Genomic DNA, 15,593 nt, shown 5'->3' with positions numbered 1-15,593 from the left:
TAGCAACAATGAAGAAGGGAAGTATTCTTGCGGTTTTATTATTGAATTCGTTGTGGCTTTTTGCCCAAAACGAGGTAGGTCCCGAAGGGCATAAACTGCTATGGGTATTTCTTTTTCTGGTTGCAATTATCGTAGCGTTTATTGTAAGTAGCCGTTCTTTTGGCAAGAAATCGAAAAAAGAGCGCAGGCCATTTTTGCAACTTAAACAGCTAAGTATCAAACTGGAGAAGGATGCAAATTTCTATCCCGATAATTTAATTCTTACCGTAAAGAACACCGGCTCAACTGCTATCGATTTGGATAAGCCGCTTTTGGTGTTCGATAACTTTTGGATCAAACGAAAGTTTAAACTCAAAGGAATGGATAATTACAGCTTTTATCCACTTTATCTTGAGGGCGGAAAATCGCATCAGTTAACTATTGATTTGAATCGGTTTTACTCGCACGATAAATCATTAAAGAAATATCCAAAGACGAAGATCTATCTGAAAGATGTGAAAGGAAAGAGGTTGGGGAGCAAAGCGGTTTTTTTACGAAAAACATTAGTTAAATTTTAATGCGAAACTGGAAATTTAACCATATCGATTTTTCAACTTATCCCGGTTATTCGGGTAAGGATCTGGGAGTGTTTTGGTCGCCCGAAAAGACTACGATAAAAATCTGGGCACCAACAGCTCAAATGGTGGAATTGCGTTTGTACAAGGACGGAGTGAGGGGTGAAGCCTATTACAAAACCAATCTGCAGAAGAAGGAGAACGGCACCTGGGGAACAATTCTTACCGGCGATTACGAAGGTAAATTCTATACTTTCAGAGTAAACGATGGCGAATGGCTGGATGAGGTTGCCGGAATTTATGCCCGTTGTGTTGGGGCCAACGGCTTGCGCGGAATGATTTATAATCCGAACACCACAAATCCTGAAGAGTGGGTTTATGATAATGGACCGCGCTACAGCAGTTTTACCGATGCCGTGATTTACGAAACGCATGTGCGGGATTTCTCCATTGCCGAAAATTCAGGCATTGAAAACCAAGGGAAATTTCTGGGATTTACCGAAGAAGGAACACGTTCGCCGGAAGGTGTAAAAACCGGTATCGATCATTTAAAGGAGCTGGGAGTTACGCATGTGCATTTGTTACCGGTGAACGATTATGTTACAGTTGACGAAGAAAAGCCACTTGAAAAATATAACTGGGGTTACGATCCCATGCACTATAATGCGCTGGAAGGTTCGTATGCAACCGATCCTTACGATGGGCGCAAACGTATTGTAGAATTTAAAGAGTTGGTAAAAGCCCTGCATGCCAATGGAATTGGCGTGATTCTGGATGTGGTTTTTAACCATACTTACTACGCTAAAGAGTCGGTTTTTAACCAAATTGTTCCGGGGTATTTTTACCGCCAGAAAGAGGATGGTTCGTTTTCAAATGCATCGGGTTGTGGCAACGAGCTGGCTTCGGAGCGAGAAATGGTGCGTAAATACATTATCGATACGCTTAACTACTGGGTGGAGGAATTTCATGTAGATGGATTCCGTTTCGATTTGATGGGAATTCACGATTTGAAAACCATGCAGGAAATCCGAAAGTCGCTGGATAAGATCGACCGCGGCTTGTTTCTTTATGGCGAAGGCTGGGCGGCCGATCAAAGTCCTATGCCCGAATCGAAACGGGCAGTGAAGAAGAACACTTCGGCAATGCGAAGAATAGCCAGCTTTAACGACGATTTTCGTGATGCCCTAAAAGGAAACCACGGCGATAAAAAGTCGAAAGGTTTTGTTAGCGGGCTTAACCTGCGCGAGGAGGCTATAAAGTTTGGAATTACTGCGGCAGTTTATCATCCGCAGGTAAATTACGGATATATCGATACGGTAGATACGGCCTGGGCTGCCGAACCCGATCAGTGTATCAACTACGTGTCGTGCCACGATAATTACACGCTTTGGGACAAGCTGAAACAGAGCTTACCAAAAGCAAATGATGAGGAATTACGCAAACGGGTAAAACTTGCCGGAGCGTTGGTGTTAACCTCGCAAGGTGTGCCGCTTTTGCATGCCGGTGTTGATTTTTGCCGTACAAAAGGTGGTAACGGAAACTCCTATAAATCGCCCGATTCGGTGAACCAAATCGACTGGAGCCGCAAAAATGAATACATCGATGTTTTTGAATATTTCCGGAAACTGATTCAGTTGCGGAAAAATCATCCGGCATTTCGGATGTCCTCTGCCGAATCAATCAGAAAAGATCTGAATTTTTGCGCCGAGTATAAAATAGGGGTTGTTTCCTATTGCCTGGATGGAAAACAGGCCGGCGACAACTGGTCAAAAATATTCCTCATTTTTAACGGTAACGAGGACGAAGTTGAATTCCCCTTACCCGAAGGCCGGTACAAAGTTGTAGCCGATGGCAACAGCATAAACGAGGAGGGGATAGAACTTGTTGATGACACTGTTGTGGTAGAACCTGTTTCGCTAAAAATACTTGTTCACGCCGAAAACGGGTGAATGTTTCGCGAGAGGTAATCCGAAAAACCAAGTAATGAATACGCTGTTTTGCGTAATTTTTCTTTTCTGAATTCAGCGCTGTAAATGCGTTGGGTAGTGTTGGCTTCCATATCGCGCACAAAAGGGTCAAATGTTGCCTGGTTCAAAATCAGGTGATCTACATTGTCAAAATCGGCAGGCTGAGAATCGAATAATGCTCCTTCTGCTATGATCTTCTTTCCGGCACTTTTGCATTTTTCAATCAGTTTTATCGTTGAAGTTCGTTGTCTTGGTTCTGCTTTGACAATTACGTAATCGGCCCACGCCAAATCCTTGGTGTTTAACTTCTGCTGGTTCAGATCGCGCAATTTCCTTTCCCAGGTAATGGGTAACTGAATAGAAATCTCGATCAGCTCCAGCGGATCTTCCGTTGTTTTGCTAAAAAACTTTTGAAAGAAGGCTGCAAATCCCTTTGAATTGTTCTCTTTTTCCGGATAAATTAGTAGTATGTTCATGGCAATAAATTTTACATTGTTTTCGAATTATCAAATAAACGGACATTTTATTCGAAAAAAAAGTCTTTGGGATTTTTAACTTTTAATAGTGATAATTTCCGTGTTTTTGGGATTTTTGCCATTTATCCGGGATAAGTGTCAGTAGTCCCATTTACCTTCTTTGTTAGGTGATTTGGACGTATTTATTAAGTCAGACAGGTAAAATAAGGGGCAGGAAATTGGATCAGGATGTTTTTAGCGCTTCTTTTAATTGAAGCACATATTGCCTTGAAACGTGAATTACCTGCGGGTAATCAAAGAGATTCAGTTCCAAACCATCGGAGCCACGCGATACCTTTTTAATGTAGTTTTTGTTTACCATACACGATCGATGACAGCGAATGACTTCCGGGTACTTTTGTAACAATTTCTCTGTGGTTTTCATGGTGTTCCGGATCAGTTTTTTCTTGATCTCGTCGTTGTGTTTATAAATCACTTCAATGTAATTGTTCGCTGATTTGATAAGGATCAACTGCTCGAGAAAAAGCGTAAAATATTCCGTTTTGTTTTCCGATTCAAACTCAATTTCTTTCGGCGGTTCTTTCGTTTCCTTTTTGCCGTTTTGCTCCGGGCTAGGTTCCAGCTTCTGCACTTTCTTTTTCAGCAGATAAAACTGGTTGGTAAGCACCACAACCACCGCCGCTGTTATTGAAATGATGACGATATTGATGACAATTGGAAAGGTCATAGGGATTTGGCCTACGTATCGAGCAAAAAATGCAAAGGCAACGGAGTTGCAAATCACAAAAAGAAGATCGATGATGATCTCTTTTAAAATGGTCCAGCGCTCTTCGGAAAATGCGGTGATGAAGATGGAAGGAATAACCACCCGAAAAATACTGAGTAAAACCAGTGTAATTGCGCCAAACGTTGCAAGGATAATGAGGCGGTTATTAAAATCGGGGTTTTGAATTTCGAAGGGCTGAAAGAACAGCAGAAATAAAAAAATACCCAGGCTCACGGACGATATGGAGCGTGCATTTACCTTTAGGTTGTCGTTAAACGGATACTTTTTGTTTAGTGAGTTCAGCATTGGAACTTATTCTTGATTAAAAAACTGCCAGCAATAAATCAATGTCCTTTGCGGGGATATTGAACATGCGCCCAACGTCGTGATTGGTGAGAATACCGTGGTAGATGTACACGCCTTTCCGGAATCCTTTCGACACTTTTATGTAGTTTTCAACTCCGCCGTTATCGCCAATGGCAAGCAAAATCGGAATTAAAATGTTACTCAACGAAATGGAAGCCGTTCGGGCTACCATGGCCGGAGTGTTAGGAACACAGTAGTGCACAACTCCGTGTTTGGTGTATGTTGGGTTGTTAAAATCGGTGCACTTCGAAGTTTCGAAACAGCCCCCCTGGCTCACGTTCAAATCTATAATTACCGATCCTTCCTTCATTTGTTTTACAAGGCTCTCCGAAACTTTAAATTTAGGTGGAGTATTAAAAGCTGTTGCTCCAATAACGGCATCGGCCGAAATAAGGGCTTTGCGTAATACTTTGGGATAGAATACCGAAGTAAAAATACGCCGGCCAAGTTTCTCTTCCAGTTTACTGAGTTCGTAAACCGAAGTATCAAAAACCTTCACGAAAATACCCAGTCCGAGTGCTGCACGCGCTGCATATTCTGCAGCTGTGCTGGTACCTATAATCACCAGTTCGGCGGGTGTAACGCCAGTAACTTCGCCAAACAAAACGCCTTTTCCGTTGCGCGAATTACTCAGGTATTCGCTGGCTATGGTGATGGAAGTAACTCCTGCAATCTGGCTCATTTGATGAACGAATGGAAGAAAGCCCTCTTCGTTTTCAAGGTATTCAAAAGCAATGGTGGTTACCTTTTTCTGCATCAATTTCTGAATGGATTCATTGCAATGAGCCTGAATCTGCATGTTTGAAATGATGAACTGGTTGCCGCGCAATGCATCGATCTCGTCGCAATCAAAAGGTGCAATACGTAAAATTATGTCGCACTGAAAAGTTTCTTCTTTGGTTTCAACAATGGTAGCGCCGGCTTTTTGATAATCTTCGTTGCTGTAGCTGGCCGCTTTTCCGGCGTCGCGTTCAATCAGGATTTCGTGGCCGTACGAAACCAGCAAATCAACGGCTTGCGGCGATAAAGGTACCCGGTATTCAACCTTCGACAGATCGGAAGGAACGCCAATCTTTATTTTCTGGCCCTTCTTTTTTACCTCCAACATCTCCTCTTTGGGCAGAAGCATGGTTTTTGGTATTGATACCTTTTCTCTTGCTTTTTCCATAATTGAACTTAATGAATTTATCTGACGAAATCAACAGCACCAATTTACAAGCAAAAGGGGAGTTTTCAAAGAAAATTAACAGGGAAGTAGAAAGCAGTGTTGGCAGGCTAAATTTCCTGTGCGGTAATCAGGCGGGTATTGTCGTCCTGAACTTCAATTTTCACCTCCACCATTTTTTCGGGCAGAAGCGGTTCGATCATTTCCGGCCATTCAATCAGGCAGTAGCTTCCGCTGTAAATGTAGTCTTCGTAGCCCAGGTCGTAAGCTTCTTCAATATCTTTTATCCGGTAAAAATCGAAATGAAAAATTGAATCAAAATCTGCAGTGTTGTATTCGTTTATCAGTGCAAAAGTAGGGCTTGTAACATTATCATCCGATCCGAGTGCACGGCAAACCGACTGGATGAAAGTTGTTTTTCCCGCACCCATTTTGCCGTAAAATGCAAAAACGCGGTCGTCGCTAAATGCTGTAATTAGCTCCTTTGCAGCGATTTCGAGATCGTCGGGCGAATTGATTTTTTTTGAATACATTTTTTCTACAATTTTTGCAATTATACAAAAAGCACCACATATTTTGTACCCCACGAGATAAAATGCGATAAAAATCAGGGAAATGCATGGGTATAAGGGGGTTGTTTTTCATTAAAATGTTTTAATTTTGGCAAATATCATTAATGAAAAATGCACCCGGCGAATTTGTAAAGCGATAGATTTAAAAGGTGGTTTTCAAACGATTCGATTTAAATAATTTAAAACTAAAAATATGAATATTCCAGCTGATTTGAAATATACGCAAGACCACGAATGGGTACGCGTTGAGGGAGATGTAGCTGTTGTAGGTGTTACCGATTTTGCCCAGGGAGAACTGGGTGATGTTGTGTTTGTTGAAATTGAAACTGAAGGTGAAACACTGGATAAAGGTGAAACTTTTGGTACAGTTGAGGCAGTGAAAACCGTTTCTGACCTGTTTATGCCAGTTGGAGGTGAAGTTGCCGAGTTTAACGAAGACCTGGCCGACGACCCTGAATTGGTAAACAAAGATCCTTACGGAAAAGGATGGATGATTAAAATAAAAGTTGCAGACGCAGCTGAGTTGGACGACCTGATGGACGCTGACGCTTACAAAGCAATGATTGAAGCTTAAGAGATTTACAGCATACGTAAATGCCTCATCGTTTTTCGGTGGGGCATTTTTTTGTGCCTTAATTCTAAAAATTAATGTTTGCGTGAAGGCGACTTGCCTATTTGCTCAGGCGCCTCGCGGCTTTTTCAGGGGCTGTTGCCACGAATATAAGGCAAGTGGTTTATTTTAATTTTTAATTTAACAAAGTATTTGTTTAGTTTGAGCTAAAACTAATTTAAACACCAATGAATACTTTGTTACTTGGATTTATCGGTCCGCAGGAAATAATTATCCTTTTAATTTTGTTAGTGCCTGGGTTTCTGGGAGTTTTATTGCTGGTATTGCTGATTAGGTATCTGATAAGGAAAGGTAAAGCACCTAAAAATGAGGCACAGCCCGAAACGCCAATAAACAATCAACAAGAGCCTTTAATTACGGCCGAGAAAATTAAAGAGTATTACCCGGTAAAAGAGGGGAATAAAATTACGCTTATTCGTTTCGACGAAATCGTTGATCTGTCGGCAGGGAATAACTTTGTTTTTCTAACCGATATTACGGGGAAAGAATACGTGGTTGATAGTACCCTCGGCGAATTGGAGCAAAAATTCCCGGAAGAGTTTATCCGTATTCATAAATCTACAGTGGTGAATAAAAACCTGATCCACGAAGTTAAGAAGCTGGACAATGGCCGCTTTGATTTGGTTATGAAATGCGAGAAGGAACGAATTGTTTCATGTAGTAAGAGTTATAACGAAAAGATCAGGGATCTAATAAACTTTTAAGCATTAAAAAAGCCGGAATCAAAACGATCCCGGCTCTTTTAGTATAGTCGAATTAATAATTATCCGCATTTCGAGCATCCGCAAGAGAGGCAGGTTAAACAGCCTTCCTGGTATACTACTTCGTCTGATCCACATTCGCCACATTTTGCATCATCGGCGATTGTTCCGTCAGGAATGTATTTTTTCAGTGCACGTGCCACACCCGCTTTCCACGAGTTAATGGTTTCGTTATCCAGTTGCAGACTGGTTACCAGTTCAACAATTTTATGAATTGGCATACCATGGCGCAAGGTTCCCGAAATTAACTTGGCGTAGTTCCAGTATACCGGATTGAATTTGTGCGACAATCCTTCAATAGTGGTTTTGTAGCCACGTTTGTTGGCATATTGGAAATCGTAACGCGAATCTTCGCCTTCCCAGTTTTTAATAATGTAGCCTTTTGTTATCGAGCGAGGCAGCAAAATTCCGTCTTCATCATCGTGCAAACCGGTGAAAATCTCGTAAGGTTTGCCATCCATTAAACCGATAAAAGCAATCCACTTTTCCTTGTTGTTTTGGAAACGTACAACGTCGGCTTCCAGTTTTTCAGGGCGTTTCAGCGGGAATGCGCCATCTTCGGTTTTTTTCTTGTTGTCGTCGTTCGAAATAAGCACACCCGAGCGCGATCCGTCGCGATAAACGGTAACACCTTTACATCCGCTTTTCCATGCTTCGAAATACAAGTCGCCGACCAGCTCTTCTTTTACATCGGCAGGCAGGTTAATGGTAACCGAAATCGAGTGGTCAACCCATTTCTGGATTCTTCCCTGCATACGTACTTTGTTCAGCCAGTCAACATCGTTTGATGTAGCTTTGTAATAAGGCGATTTTTTTACCATTTTATCCAGGTCTTCCTGCGAATATTCGATGGAAGTATCGTAACCATTCGCTTTCATCCAGGTTTTAAAATGGTGGTGGAAAACGGTGTACTCTTCCCAATGATCGCCAACTTCGTCGATAAAATCAACACGAACATCTTTGTCGTTAGGATTTACCTTACGGCGGCGTTTGTAAACCGGAAGGAAAACCGGTTCGATTCCCGATGTTGTTTGTGTCATCAGGCTGGTTGTTCCGGTTGGAGCAATGGTTAGCAGCGCAATATTCCGACGGCCGTATTTTGCCATTTTTTGGTAAAGCGCCTCATCAGCATCTTTAATACGGTTAATAAGCGGATTGTTCTTTTCGCGCTCGGCATCGTAAATGGTAAATGCTCCACGGTCTTTAGCCAGGTGTACCGACGAACGGTAAGCTTCAATGGCAATTGTTTTATGAATTTCTTCCGAGAAATCAGTTGCATTATCGCTTCCATAGCGTAATCCTAATGCAGCCAGCATATCGCCTTCGGCAGTAATACCAATTCCGGTACGGCGGCCTTCTTTGGCTTTCTTACGAATGCTTTCCCAAAGATTTCTTTCAGTGAATTTAATTTCTTCAGCTTCAGGATCTTCCTCAACTTTTTCTAAAATGGCATCAATTTTCTCCAGTTCAAGATCGATAATGTCGTCCATAATGCGCTGTGCGTAATGGATGTGTTCTTTAAACAATTCGAAATTGAACTTCGCGTCTTTGGTAAACGGATTTTCTACGTACGAGTATAAGTTAATGGCTAATAAGCGGCAGCTATCATAAGGACACAACGGAATTTCTCCACAAGGGTTGGTCGAAACCGTGCGGTAACCCAGGTCGGCATAACAATCAGGCACCGATTCTTTAATAATGGTATCCCAGAAAAGAATTCCCGGTTCGGCTGATTTCCATGCATTTTTTACAATCTTTTTCCAGATTTTACCGGCATCGGTGTTTTTGGTGTACTGCGCTTTTCCGTTAATCGGGTATTGCTGAGTGTAAGGAGTTCCCGATTCAACAGCCTGCATAAAATCATCCTGAATTTTTACCGATACGTTGGCGCCGGTTACTTTGCCCTGTTCCATTTTGGCGTCGATAAAACTTTCCGAGTCGGGATGTTTAATCGATACCGAAAGCATAAGCGCACCACGGCGTCCGTCCTGGGCTACTTCGCGTGTTGAGTTGGAGTAGCGTTCCATAAACGGAACAATACCGGTTGATGTTAATGCCGAGTTCTTTACCGGAGAACCTTTTGGGCGAATGTGCGACAGGTCGTGTCCTACACCTCCGCGGCGTTTCATCAATTGAACCTGTTCCTGGTCAATTTTCATAATTCCACCATACGAATCCGAGTCACCGTCGTTCCCAACTACAAAACAGTTGGATAGTGATGCGATTTGATAGTCGTTTCCAATACCGGTCATTGGTCCTCCCTGCGGAACAATGTATTTGAAATCTTTAAGGACGCTGTAGATTTCATCTTCGGTTAATGGATTAGGGTAACGTTCTTCAATGCGTGCGATTTCTTTTGCAAGTCGTTTGTGCATATCGTCCGGTGTTAGCTCAAAAATATTTCCGAACGAATCTTTAAGGGCGTACTTATTCACCCAAACTCTTGCTGCCAAATCGTCTCCTCTGAAGTACTCTAGCGAGGCTTTTACTGCTTCTTCCTGAGAGTAAATTTTTTTGCCCGCCGGGGCTTTTACAGATACTTCGTTTACTGCCATTTTTTTTCTGTAAGTGTATTAAAAGTTATAAGAATTTATTTTCCGATTTCGTAGATGTCAATCACATCTTAATTGTGTAATGCAATATAGAACAGAAAACAAATATTTGGAATTTTTCTGAGCCCTAATTAATTAAAAGTTATCAACTTCAATTTGTTATGATTCAGATATACAGTGTGTTATATATTTGATAGTTAAGAAAAGTTTACCAAAACTGAAAATTATTATTAGCTGATGAAGAATTTTGTTAACAGAATATTACTTGTAAAAATTCAATTTTTCGAAGAATATTTTGCTAACAAAAAGCGTGCAGTTTTTCACTTTTTGTTAAAAACTTTATTTATGATAAGTGTTGTTGAGCCCACATTTTTTTCTACATATTTTTTGCAGATTTCAGAGGCAGTTTTCAGGTTGTTGTTGTCATTCAAAAGCTTACTCAGCGTGGCTTCCAATTCAGTAAAATTTTGGACAGGGAAGGCCCCTTTTTCGTTAACCAGATCAACAGCTTCTTTAAACTTTAAATAGTTCGGTCCGAACAAAATTGGCAATTTAAAAGTAGCTGCTTCCAGGATATTGTGAATGCCTACGCCAAAGCCACCGCCTATGTACGCAATGTTTCCGTACTGGTATAGCGATGATAAAATCCCAATGGAATCAATTATTAACACATCGTAACTGTCGATATCGGAAATATCGGCTTTGCTGAAGCAAATGGCCGGTTTTTTTAACAATTCCTGAATTCTGTTGATATTTGCCGGTGCAACCTCGTGTGGAGCGATTATAAACTTCACATTGCTGCTGTTGTTAATAAACGCTGCAAGCAGCTCTTCATCGGGCTTCCAGGTGCTTCCGGCAATCAGGGTTACATTTTGGCCTTTGAATTTTTCCACAATTTCGAACTTTTTTGCACCGCGGGCAATTTGGGCCACCCGATCGAAACGTGTATCGCCCGAAACAGTGTAATGTTTAATGCCGGCCTTATCAAGCAATTGTGCCGAAGTGTCGTTCTGTATAAAGATATGTTCGAAGCTGTGTAGCATTTTCCGGTACCACTTTCCCCAGGGTGTTGATTTAAAAAACTGCTGATTTTCTCTGAAAATGGCTGAGATGATATAAAGCGGAATTTGCTGGTTTTTGAGTCCGGAAATATAATTGTACCAGAATTCGTATTTCACAAAAAATACTTTTTCGGGGCGGACCATGCTGATAAACTCCTGCGCATTCTTTTTGGTATCCATGGGTAAATAGGCAACGATATCGGCACCTTCATAATTCTTTCGGATTTCGTAACCCGAAGGCGAAAAGAAAGTGAGTATGATCTTGTATTGCGGGTATTGCTTTTTTATTTCCTCCAATACCGGCCGGCCTTGCTCAAACTCGCCCAGCGATGCGCAATGAAACCAAATGTAAGAGGCATTTTTGTCGACCGCCGAACCGAGCTTCTTTTCCCAGTTTTTACGCCCGGCAACAAACAGTTTTGCCTTCTCGTTAAATAAAGCCGCAACACGGATGAAAAGTCCGTAAAATAAAATTCCAAGGTTGTAAAATAAGCTCATCGTTTTCTGAATTAATAGTGTTTCCGGTTGCTTAAATATTCGTAGATCGTTACGTTGATGAGTAATAGTAAAAACAGGTAACCGATCTTTTCAACAGGAACGCCAAAAATAGCTAATCCCATAGTGTGGGCCGAATCATAAACAATTGCTGGAAGCGAATTTAATAGTGCCGAGACAATTAAAAAGGGGATAAATGAGATGGCCACCGTCAGGTAAAATTTGGTGTAATATTTTCTGAAACGGTTACGAAAAACGGTGTACCCCAGGTATATTGCCGACAGGAAGAAAGTAAAGAAGCTAAACATCCGGGTACGGAAAACATAGGCTAAAACTCCTGTAACAAGCAAAAGCACAAGGCTGATTATCATAAAAACATTGGGCTTGTCAAAATCCTCGAAACGAATTTTCAGCCACTCGTAAATATAAATGGATGACAGCGGGATGATTAAAAATGCGAGCCACTCCTCAATTGGTAACCGAAGCAGCTCAATTCCGGTAAAGTAATCGGGATTAAACGTCCAGATGCTCATTTGTATAAACCGGAGATCCCACATAACAAAAATGGCTCCGGCAAAAATTACGGCAGGCAAAATATACTTTAGCCTGAAAACAAACCGCACCTTTTTCTGGAAGCTGAGTACCACCGGAATTACCAGGTAGATCAGCAATAGCAACAGGTACGACAGGTTTTGAATTTCCATTTTTCTGAATTTTGAGCAAAGGTATTGGATTTGTCGTAAAAATAAAGGCGCAACGACCATTTTGTCGCTGCGCCTTTTATCTTAGTGAAACTCTGCTTTTCTAGAATTTAACTTTTGCTTTTTTCGCCGGGTCTTCTTCGGGCGAAATGAAACTCATTTTAAATGCGTAACTGTATTCTTTGTCAGTAAGGCGGTACTCGTCATGCGTCCATGCGCCCCAACTGTTGTCGCCACCAACACCCATTTGTTTGTAGTCGATGTTAACCGAAGTCAGCTCGCGTGGTTTTACGTCGTTTATGTGGCGGTTGATCACTTCAACGCCTTCTACCTGGCGGCCATCGGTACGCTCATTACTTTCAAAATCTTCCATAATATTGTGGTGTGCGCTAACTTCCAGTAATGGCAATCCGGCGAATAACAGACCGTTTCCGGCGTTGTCGGTAATGGTTACCCAACGCACATCGGTTTTGTTTCCGTTTTCCTGCGGACGAAGATATGCCCAGTACTGATCGGCAACGCTGCCACTGTACAAGCCTACAAAAGCACCTGTTTTTCTGTCCCAGTACGATTCCTGCGGACCACGGCCGAACCAGCTCATTTGGTCGAATTTGCGTGGCATTACCAGGTTCATACCCATGCGAACGATTTCCGGCAGGTCGTCTTTTGTCATTTTGAAGTTGTTTTCAACCACAATATCTCCTGTGCCGTAAACCGTGTAAATCGATTTGTACGAAGCAATTTTTTCTTTGTCTTCGTTTACAAGATCAAAGTCGAAAACTACCTCAGCGGTGTTGTTGTTTAAGCTTTTTACTTCAACATTGGCAACATTGCGGTTTTCGCCGGCTTTGCGCCACACGCGGCTTCGCTTGTGCAGATTATTGCCAAAGTCGTTATCGATTGGTGCACGCCAGAAATTTGGAACCGGGCCGCTGATCAATAGTTCAGTGTCACCTTTTTTGAGGCTTGAAATAATACCGGTTTTCTTGTCGAAAGCTATCGAGAATCCTTCGCCTTTTACCGTTGCTGTTTCAGCAGTTTCTTCCAGGCTTACATCCGGCATTTGAGGAATTTTGTATTCCAGTGTCATTGGCACAACAAACGGAATTTCAAATTGCTCTTCGGCCAAAATCCAACCGGCTTCAACAAGGCTCCAGTCTTCTTTTAATTTTGCATGTACATTCAGGAAATATTCAACACCGGCTTCCGGTTTTACATCAAACCCGATTGTAACCTTTTCGCTTTCACCCGGAGCTAATTCAATGCTTTCAAGGTCGCCACTGTCAACTACTTTTCCGTCGGCAGTTACTTCCCAAACAAAGTCGAAAGCCGACAGATTCATAAATGCATATTTATTTTCGACAGTGATAATTCCTTTTTTCAGGTCAACCGCATCGAAACCAATGTGCTGGTATACTTTCTTCACCTCAAGCAGATGAGGTTTTACGGCACGGTCGGGATCAACCAAACCGTTGTTGCAGAAGTTGCCATCAGAAGGGACCGTGTCGGGGCCAAAGTCGCCACCGTAAGCCCAGAATCCTTCTCCGGCATCGTTGGTGGTCCACAAGCCCTGATCTACCCAGTCCCAGATAAATCCACCTTGCAGCACATCGTATTTCTCAATCAGATCCCAGTAATCCTGCAGGTTTCCAACACTGTTACCCATGGCGTGCGCATACTCACACTGGATTAATGGTTTATCGGCTTTTTCTTTGGCAAAACGCTCCATGCCTTCAATGCGCATATACATCGGGCAGTTGATATCGGTGTTAGCTCCGCCATGTGCCTGTTCGTATTGTACCGGGCGTGTGTTGTCTACCGATTTTAGATAATCGTACGTAGCCATAAAGTTCATGCCATTTCCGGCTTCGTTACCCAGACTCCAGATTACCACACAAGGTTGGTTTTTGTCGCGTTCAAACATATTTTTTGTACGGTACAAATGCGCCGCTTTCCAGGCTTCGTTTTTGGCCAGCGATTCGGCGCCGTAACCCATTCCGTGTGATTCAATATTGGCTTCGTCAACAATGTACAAACCATATTTATTACACAGCTCGTACCACAGCTCCGGCTGCGGATAGTGCGATGTACGTACGGCATTCAGGTTATTCTCCTTCATGGTTTTAATATCCAGCAACATCGTTTCTTTATCCTGAACGTGACCGGTTTTGTCGTTGTGTTCGTGCAGGTTGGCACCTTTAATGTAAACGTATTTTCCATTTACACGAAGGGTGGCATCGATAATTTCAATACGGCGGAAACCAACATCCTGACGAATGACTTCAACAACGTCTTCTCCGTTTTTCAGGGTAATTACCAGCTCGTACAGATTTGGAATTTCAGCCGACCACTGTTTTACGTTTGGAATTTCAGCTGCAAAATTTACCGCTGTTCCGTCGGTAGTTTCCGAGAATTCTTTTACAACGTTTCCGTTTTCAGAAAGAACAGCTTCAACGGTTAAATTTCCGCTGTTGGCCAGTTCCACATCCAGTGAGAACAATCCGTTTGTATAGGTGTCATCAAGTGATGAACCAACACGGAAATCTTTTAGTGCTTGTGCGCCACGAGCAATAAGGTACGCGTCGCGGGTGATTCCGCTTAAACGCCAGAAATCCTGATCTTCCAGGTACGAAGCATCGCTCCAGCGGAAAACCTCAACAGCCATTGTGTTTTCTCCGGGCACCAAATATTTTGTAATATTGAACTCGGCAGGTGTTTTACTGTCTTCGCTGTAACCTACGTATTGTTCGTTCACCCAGAGATTCATATTCGACGAAACCGCGCCAAAATGTGCAATGATTTCGCTGCCATCCCATTCGGCAGGAACTTCGAAAGTACGTTTGTACGATCCCACCGGATTGTAATGCTCCTGAATTAGCGGAGGAGTTTGAGCGTGCGGGTATTTTACATTGGTATAAATCGGGTAATCAAAACCAACCACTTCCCAGTTGGCAGGTACCTGAATTTCGTCCCACTCGCGGGTGTCAAAATCATTTTTGAAAAACCAAAACGGGCGTTCCGACGGATTTTGCGCCAGGTGAAACTGCCATGTTCCGTTTAGCGATTTTAGTAATGGCGATTGCCACTTGTCTTCGGTTCGGGCTTGCTCAACAGAAGCAAAAGGAATAAAGTGAGCATGTGGCTCGGCTTTGTTTACCTGGTAAATTCCCGGATCTTCCCAGGGTTTTGGGCTGGGCTCATCAAACGGAACATTGGAATAGTCGGTGTAATTGTTACACGAAACCAATGCAATTAGTGCGATTGAAAAGAAAGTTAACGTCAATAAAGTTCTACGTATCATAGTATGGTAATTAAATGTTTTCTATTTAAAGTGACGACAAATATAAAATTTGCACCTACTTCTTACTATAACAAAACAATCAAAAACCTATAACAAAACGATCAAAAATCAGAATAAATCATTATTTGAAGTGTGCAGTGATGTTGTAAGGGATTATTTTGAAGGATTTTTCTGTTTGGATTATTGGTTGTCAAACCTCTTCGCTACTTCTTGAATTCATTCAAA

Annotated in this window: 12 protein-coding genes; 4 read left to right on the top strand and 8 right to left on the bottom strand. The window is 42.2% G+C overall.

Translation table 11 applies throughout. The annotated features are described in order from the left end of the window. Window positions 1–8: 8 nt before the first annotated feature. Window positions 9–557: a hypothetical protein gene (locus LH29_RS00215; protein ID WP_045025546.1), complete on the top strand. Its 549-nt coding sequence runs from the start codon at window positions 9–11 to the stop codon at window positions 555–557. Then, complete coding sequence (pulA, locus tag LH29_RS00210) at window positions 557–2,503, top strand: type I pullulanase (protein WP_045025544.1); 1,947 nt, start codon at window positions 557–559, stop codon at window positions 2,501–2,503. Before LH29_RS00215 ends, pulA begins: the two co-directional genes overlap by 1 nt. Here pulA and LH29_RS00205 read toward each other — a convergent pair. The 4 genes from LH29_RS00205 to tsaE all read right to left on the bottom strand — a co-directional run bounded on the left by LH29_RS00205 (window position 2,485) and on the right by tsaE (window position 5,827). Then, window positions 2,485–2,997, bottom strand: coding sequence for a hypothetical protein (locus tag LH29_RS00205; protein ID WP_045025542.1), 513 nt, complete (start codon window positions 2,995–2,997; stop codon window positions 2,485–2,487). The genes pulA and LH29_RS00205 overlap by 19 nt on opposite strands. Window positions 2,998–3,220: 223 nt before the next feature. Beyond that, window positions 3,221–4,069: a LytR/AlgR family response regulator transcription factor gene (locus LH29_RS00200; protein WP_045025539.1), complete on the bottom strand. Its 849-nt coding sequence runs from the start codon at window positions 4,067–4,069 to the stop codon at window positions 3,221–3,223. A gap of 16 nt (window positions 4,070–4,085) precedes the next feature. Beyond that, window positions 4,086–5,297, bottom strand: a complete 1,212-nt coding sequence (locus LH29_RS00195; protein ID WP_045025537.1) for an alanine dehydrogenase — start codon at window positions 5,295–5,297, stop codon at window positions 4,086–4,088. Between the two features lie 107 nt (window positions 5,298–5,404). After that, window positions 5,405–5,827 (bottom strand): tRNA (adenosine(37)-N6)-threonylcarbamoyltransferase complex ATPase subunit type 1 TsaE, encoded by a 423-nt coding sequence (gene tsaE, locus LH29_RS00190; RefSeq protein WP_045025534.1) that lies wholly within the window; start codon window positions 5,825–5,827, stop codon window positions 5,405–5,407. Between the two features lie 232 nt (window positions 5,828–6,059). On the opposite strand from tsaE, the gene gcvH reads away from it, so the two are divergent. After that, a complete protein-coding gene (gene gcvH / locus LH29_RS00185; protein WP_045025531.1) occupies window positions 6,060–6,440 on the top strand; it encodes a glycine cleavage system protein GcvH in 381 nt (126 codons plus the stop codon). A 224-nt stretch (window positions 6,441–6,664) separates the two neighbouring features. After that, the gene (locus tag LH29_RS00180; protein WP_045025529.1) at window positions 6,665–7,201 is read left to right on the top strand and encodes a LytR/AlgR family response regulator transcription factor; all 537 of its coding nucleotides are present in this window, start codon (window positions 6,665–6,667) and stop codon (window positions 7,199–7,201) included. Between the two features lie 59 nt (window positions 7,202–7,260). On the opposite strand, the gene LH29_RS00175 is transcribed toward LH29_RS00180, so the two are convergent. From LH29_RS00175 to LH29_RS00160, 4 genes are all read right to left on the bottom strand, one after another. Then, a complete protein-coding gene (locus LH29_RS00175; protein ID WP_045025528.1) occupies window positions 7,261–9,813 on the bottom strand; it encodes an adenosylcobalamin-dependent ribonucleoside-diphosphate reductase in 2,553 nt (850 codons plus the stop codon). A gap of 317 nt (window positions 9,814–10,130) precedes the next feature. Beyond that, entirely contained in the window at window positions 10,131–11,369 is a 1,239-nt protein-coding gene (locus LH29_RS00170) for a 3-deoxy-D-manno-octulosonic acid transferase (RefSeq protein ID WP_045025526.1), read from the bottom strand. 11 nt (window positions 11,370–11,380) lie between these two features. After that, window positions 11,381–12,070: a lycopene cyclase domain-containing protein gene (locus LH29_RS23475; protein WP_052670465.1), complete on the bottom strand. Its 690-nt coding sequence runs from the start codon at window positions 12,068–12,070 to the stop codon at window positions 11,381–11,383. Window positions 12,071–12,170: 100 nt separating this feature from the next. Continuing rightward, the gene (locus LH29_RS00160) at window positions 12,171–15,368 is read right to left on the bottom strand and encodes a glycoside hydrolase family 2 TIM barrel-domain containing protein (RefSeq protein ID WP_045025523.1); all 3,198 of its coding nucleotides are present in this window, start codon (window positions 15,366–15,368) and stop codon (window positions 12,171–12,173) included. Window positions 15,369–15,593: the final 225 nt, after the last annotated feature.

Source organism: Draconibacterium sediminis (assembly GCF_000949475.1).
Classification (GTDB): domain Bacteria; phylum Bacteroidota; class Bacteroidia; order Bacteroidales; family Prolixibacteraceae; genus Draconibacterium; species Draconibacterium sediminis.
The sequence above is the reverse complement of the archived record's forward strand: the minus strand, read 5'-3'. Positions and strand labels throughout refer to the sequence as shown.

What these genes read in the sequence shown, in the direction of transcription:
- gcvH (WP_045025531.1), top strand. Translation starts at nt 6,060, where the DNA reads ATGAATATTCCAGCTGATTTGAAATATACGCAAGACCACGAATGGGTA.
- LH29_RS00160 (WP_045025523.1), bottom strand. Translation starts at nt 15,368, where the DNA reads ATGATACGTAGAACTTTATTGACGTTAACTTTCTTTTCAATCGCACTA.
- LH29_RS00170 (WP_045025526.1), bottom strand. Translation starts at nt 11,369, where the DNA reads ATGAGCTTATTTTACAACCTTGGAATTTTATTTTACGGACTTTTCATC.
- pulA (WP_045025544.1), top strand. Translation starts at nt 557, where the DNA reads ATGCGAAACTGGAAATTTAACCATATCGATTTTTCAACTTATCCCGGT.
- LH29_RS00200 (WP_045025539.1), bottom strand. Translation starts at nt 4,069, where the DNA reads ATGCTGAACTCACTAAACAAAAAGTATCCGTTTAACGACAACCTAAAG.
- LH29_RS00215 (WP_045025546.1), top strand. Translation starts at nt 9, where the DNA reads ATGAAGAAGGGAAGTATTCTTGCGGTTTTATTATTGAATTCGTTGTGG.
- LH29_RS00175 (WP_045025528.1), bottom strand. Translation starts at nt 9,813, where the DNA reads ATGGCAGTAAACGAAGTATCTGTAAAAGCCCCGGCGGGCAAAAAAATT.
- LH29_RS00195 (WP_045025537.1), bottom strand. Translation starts at nt 5,297, where the DNA reads ATGGAAAAAGCAAGAGAAAAGGTATCAATACCAAAAACCATGCTTCTG.
- tsaE (WP_045025534.1), bottom strand. Translation starts at nt 5,827, where the DNA reads ATGTATTCAAAAAAAATCAATTCGCCCGACGATCTCGAAATCGCTGCA.
- LH29_RS23475 (WP_052670465.1), bottom strand. Translation starts at nt 12,070, where the DNA reads ATGGAAATTCAAAACCTGTCGTACCTGTTGCTATTGCTGATCTACCTG.
- LH29_RS00205 (WP_045025542.1), bottom strand. Translation starts at nt 2,997, where the DNA reads ATGAACATACTACTAATTTATCCGGAAAAAGAGAACAATTCAAAGGGA.
- LH29_RS00180 (WP_045025529.1), top strand. Translation starts at nt 6,665, where the DNA reads ATGAATACTTTGTTACTTGGATTTATCGGTCCGCAGGAAATAATTATC.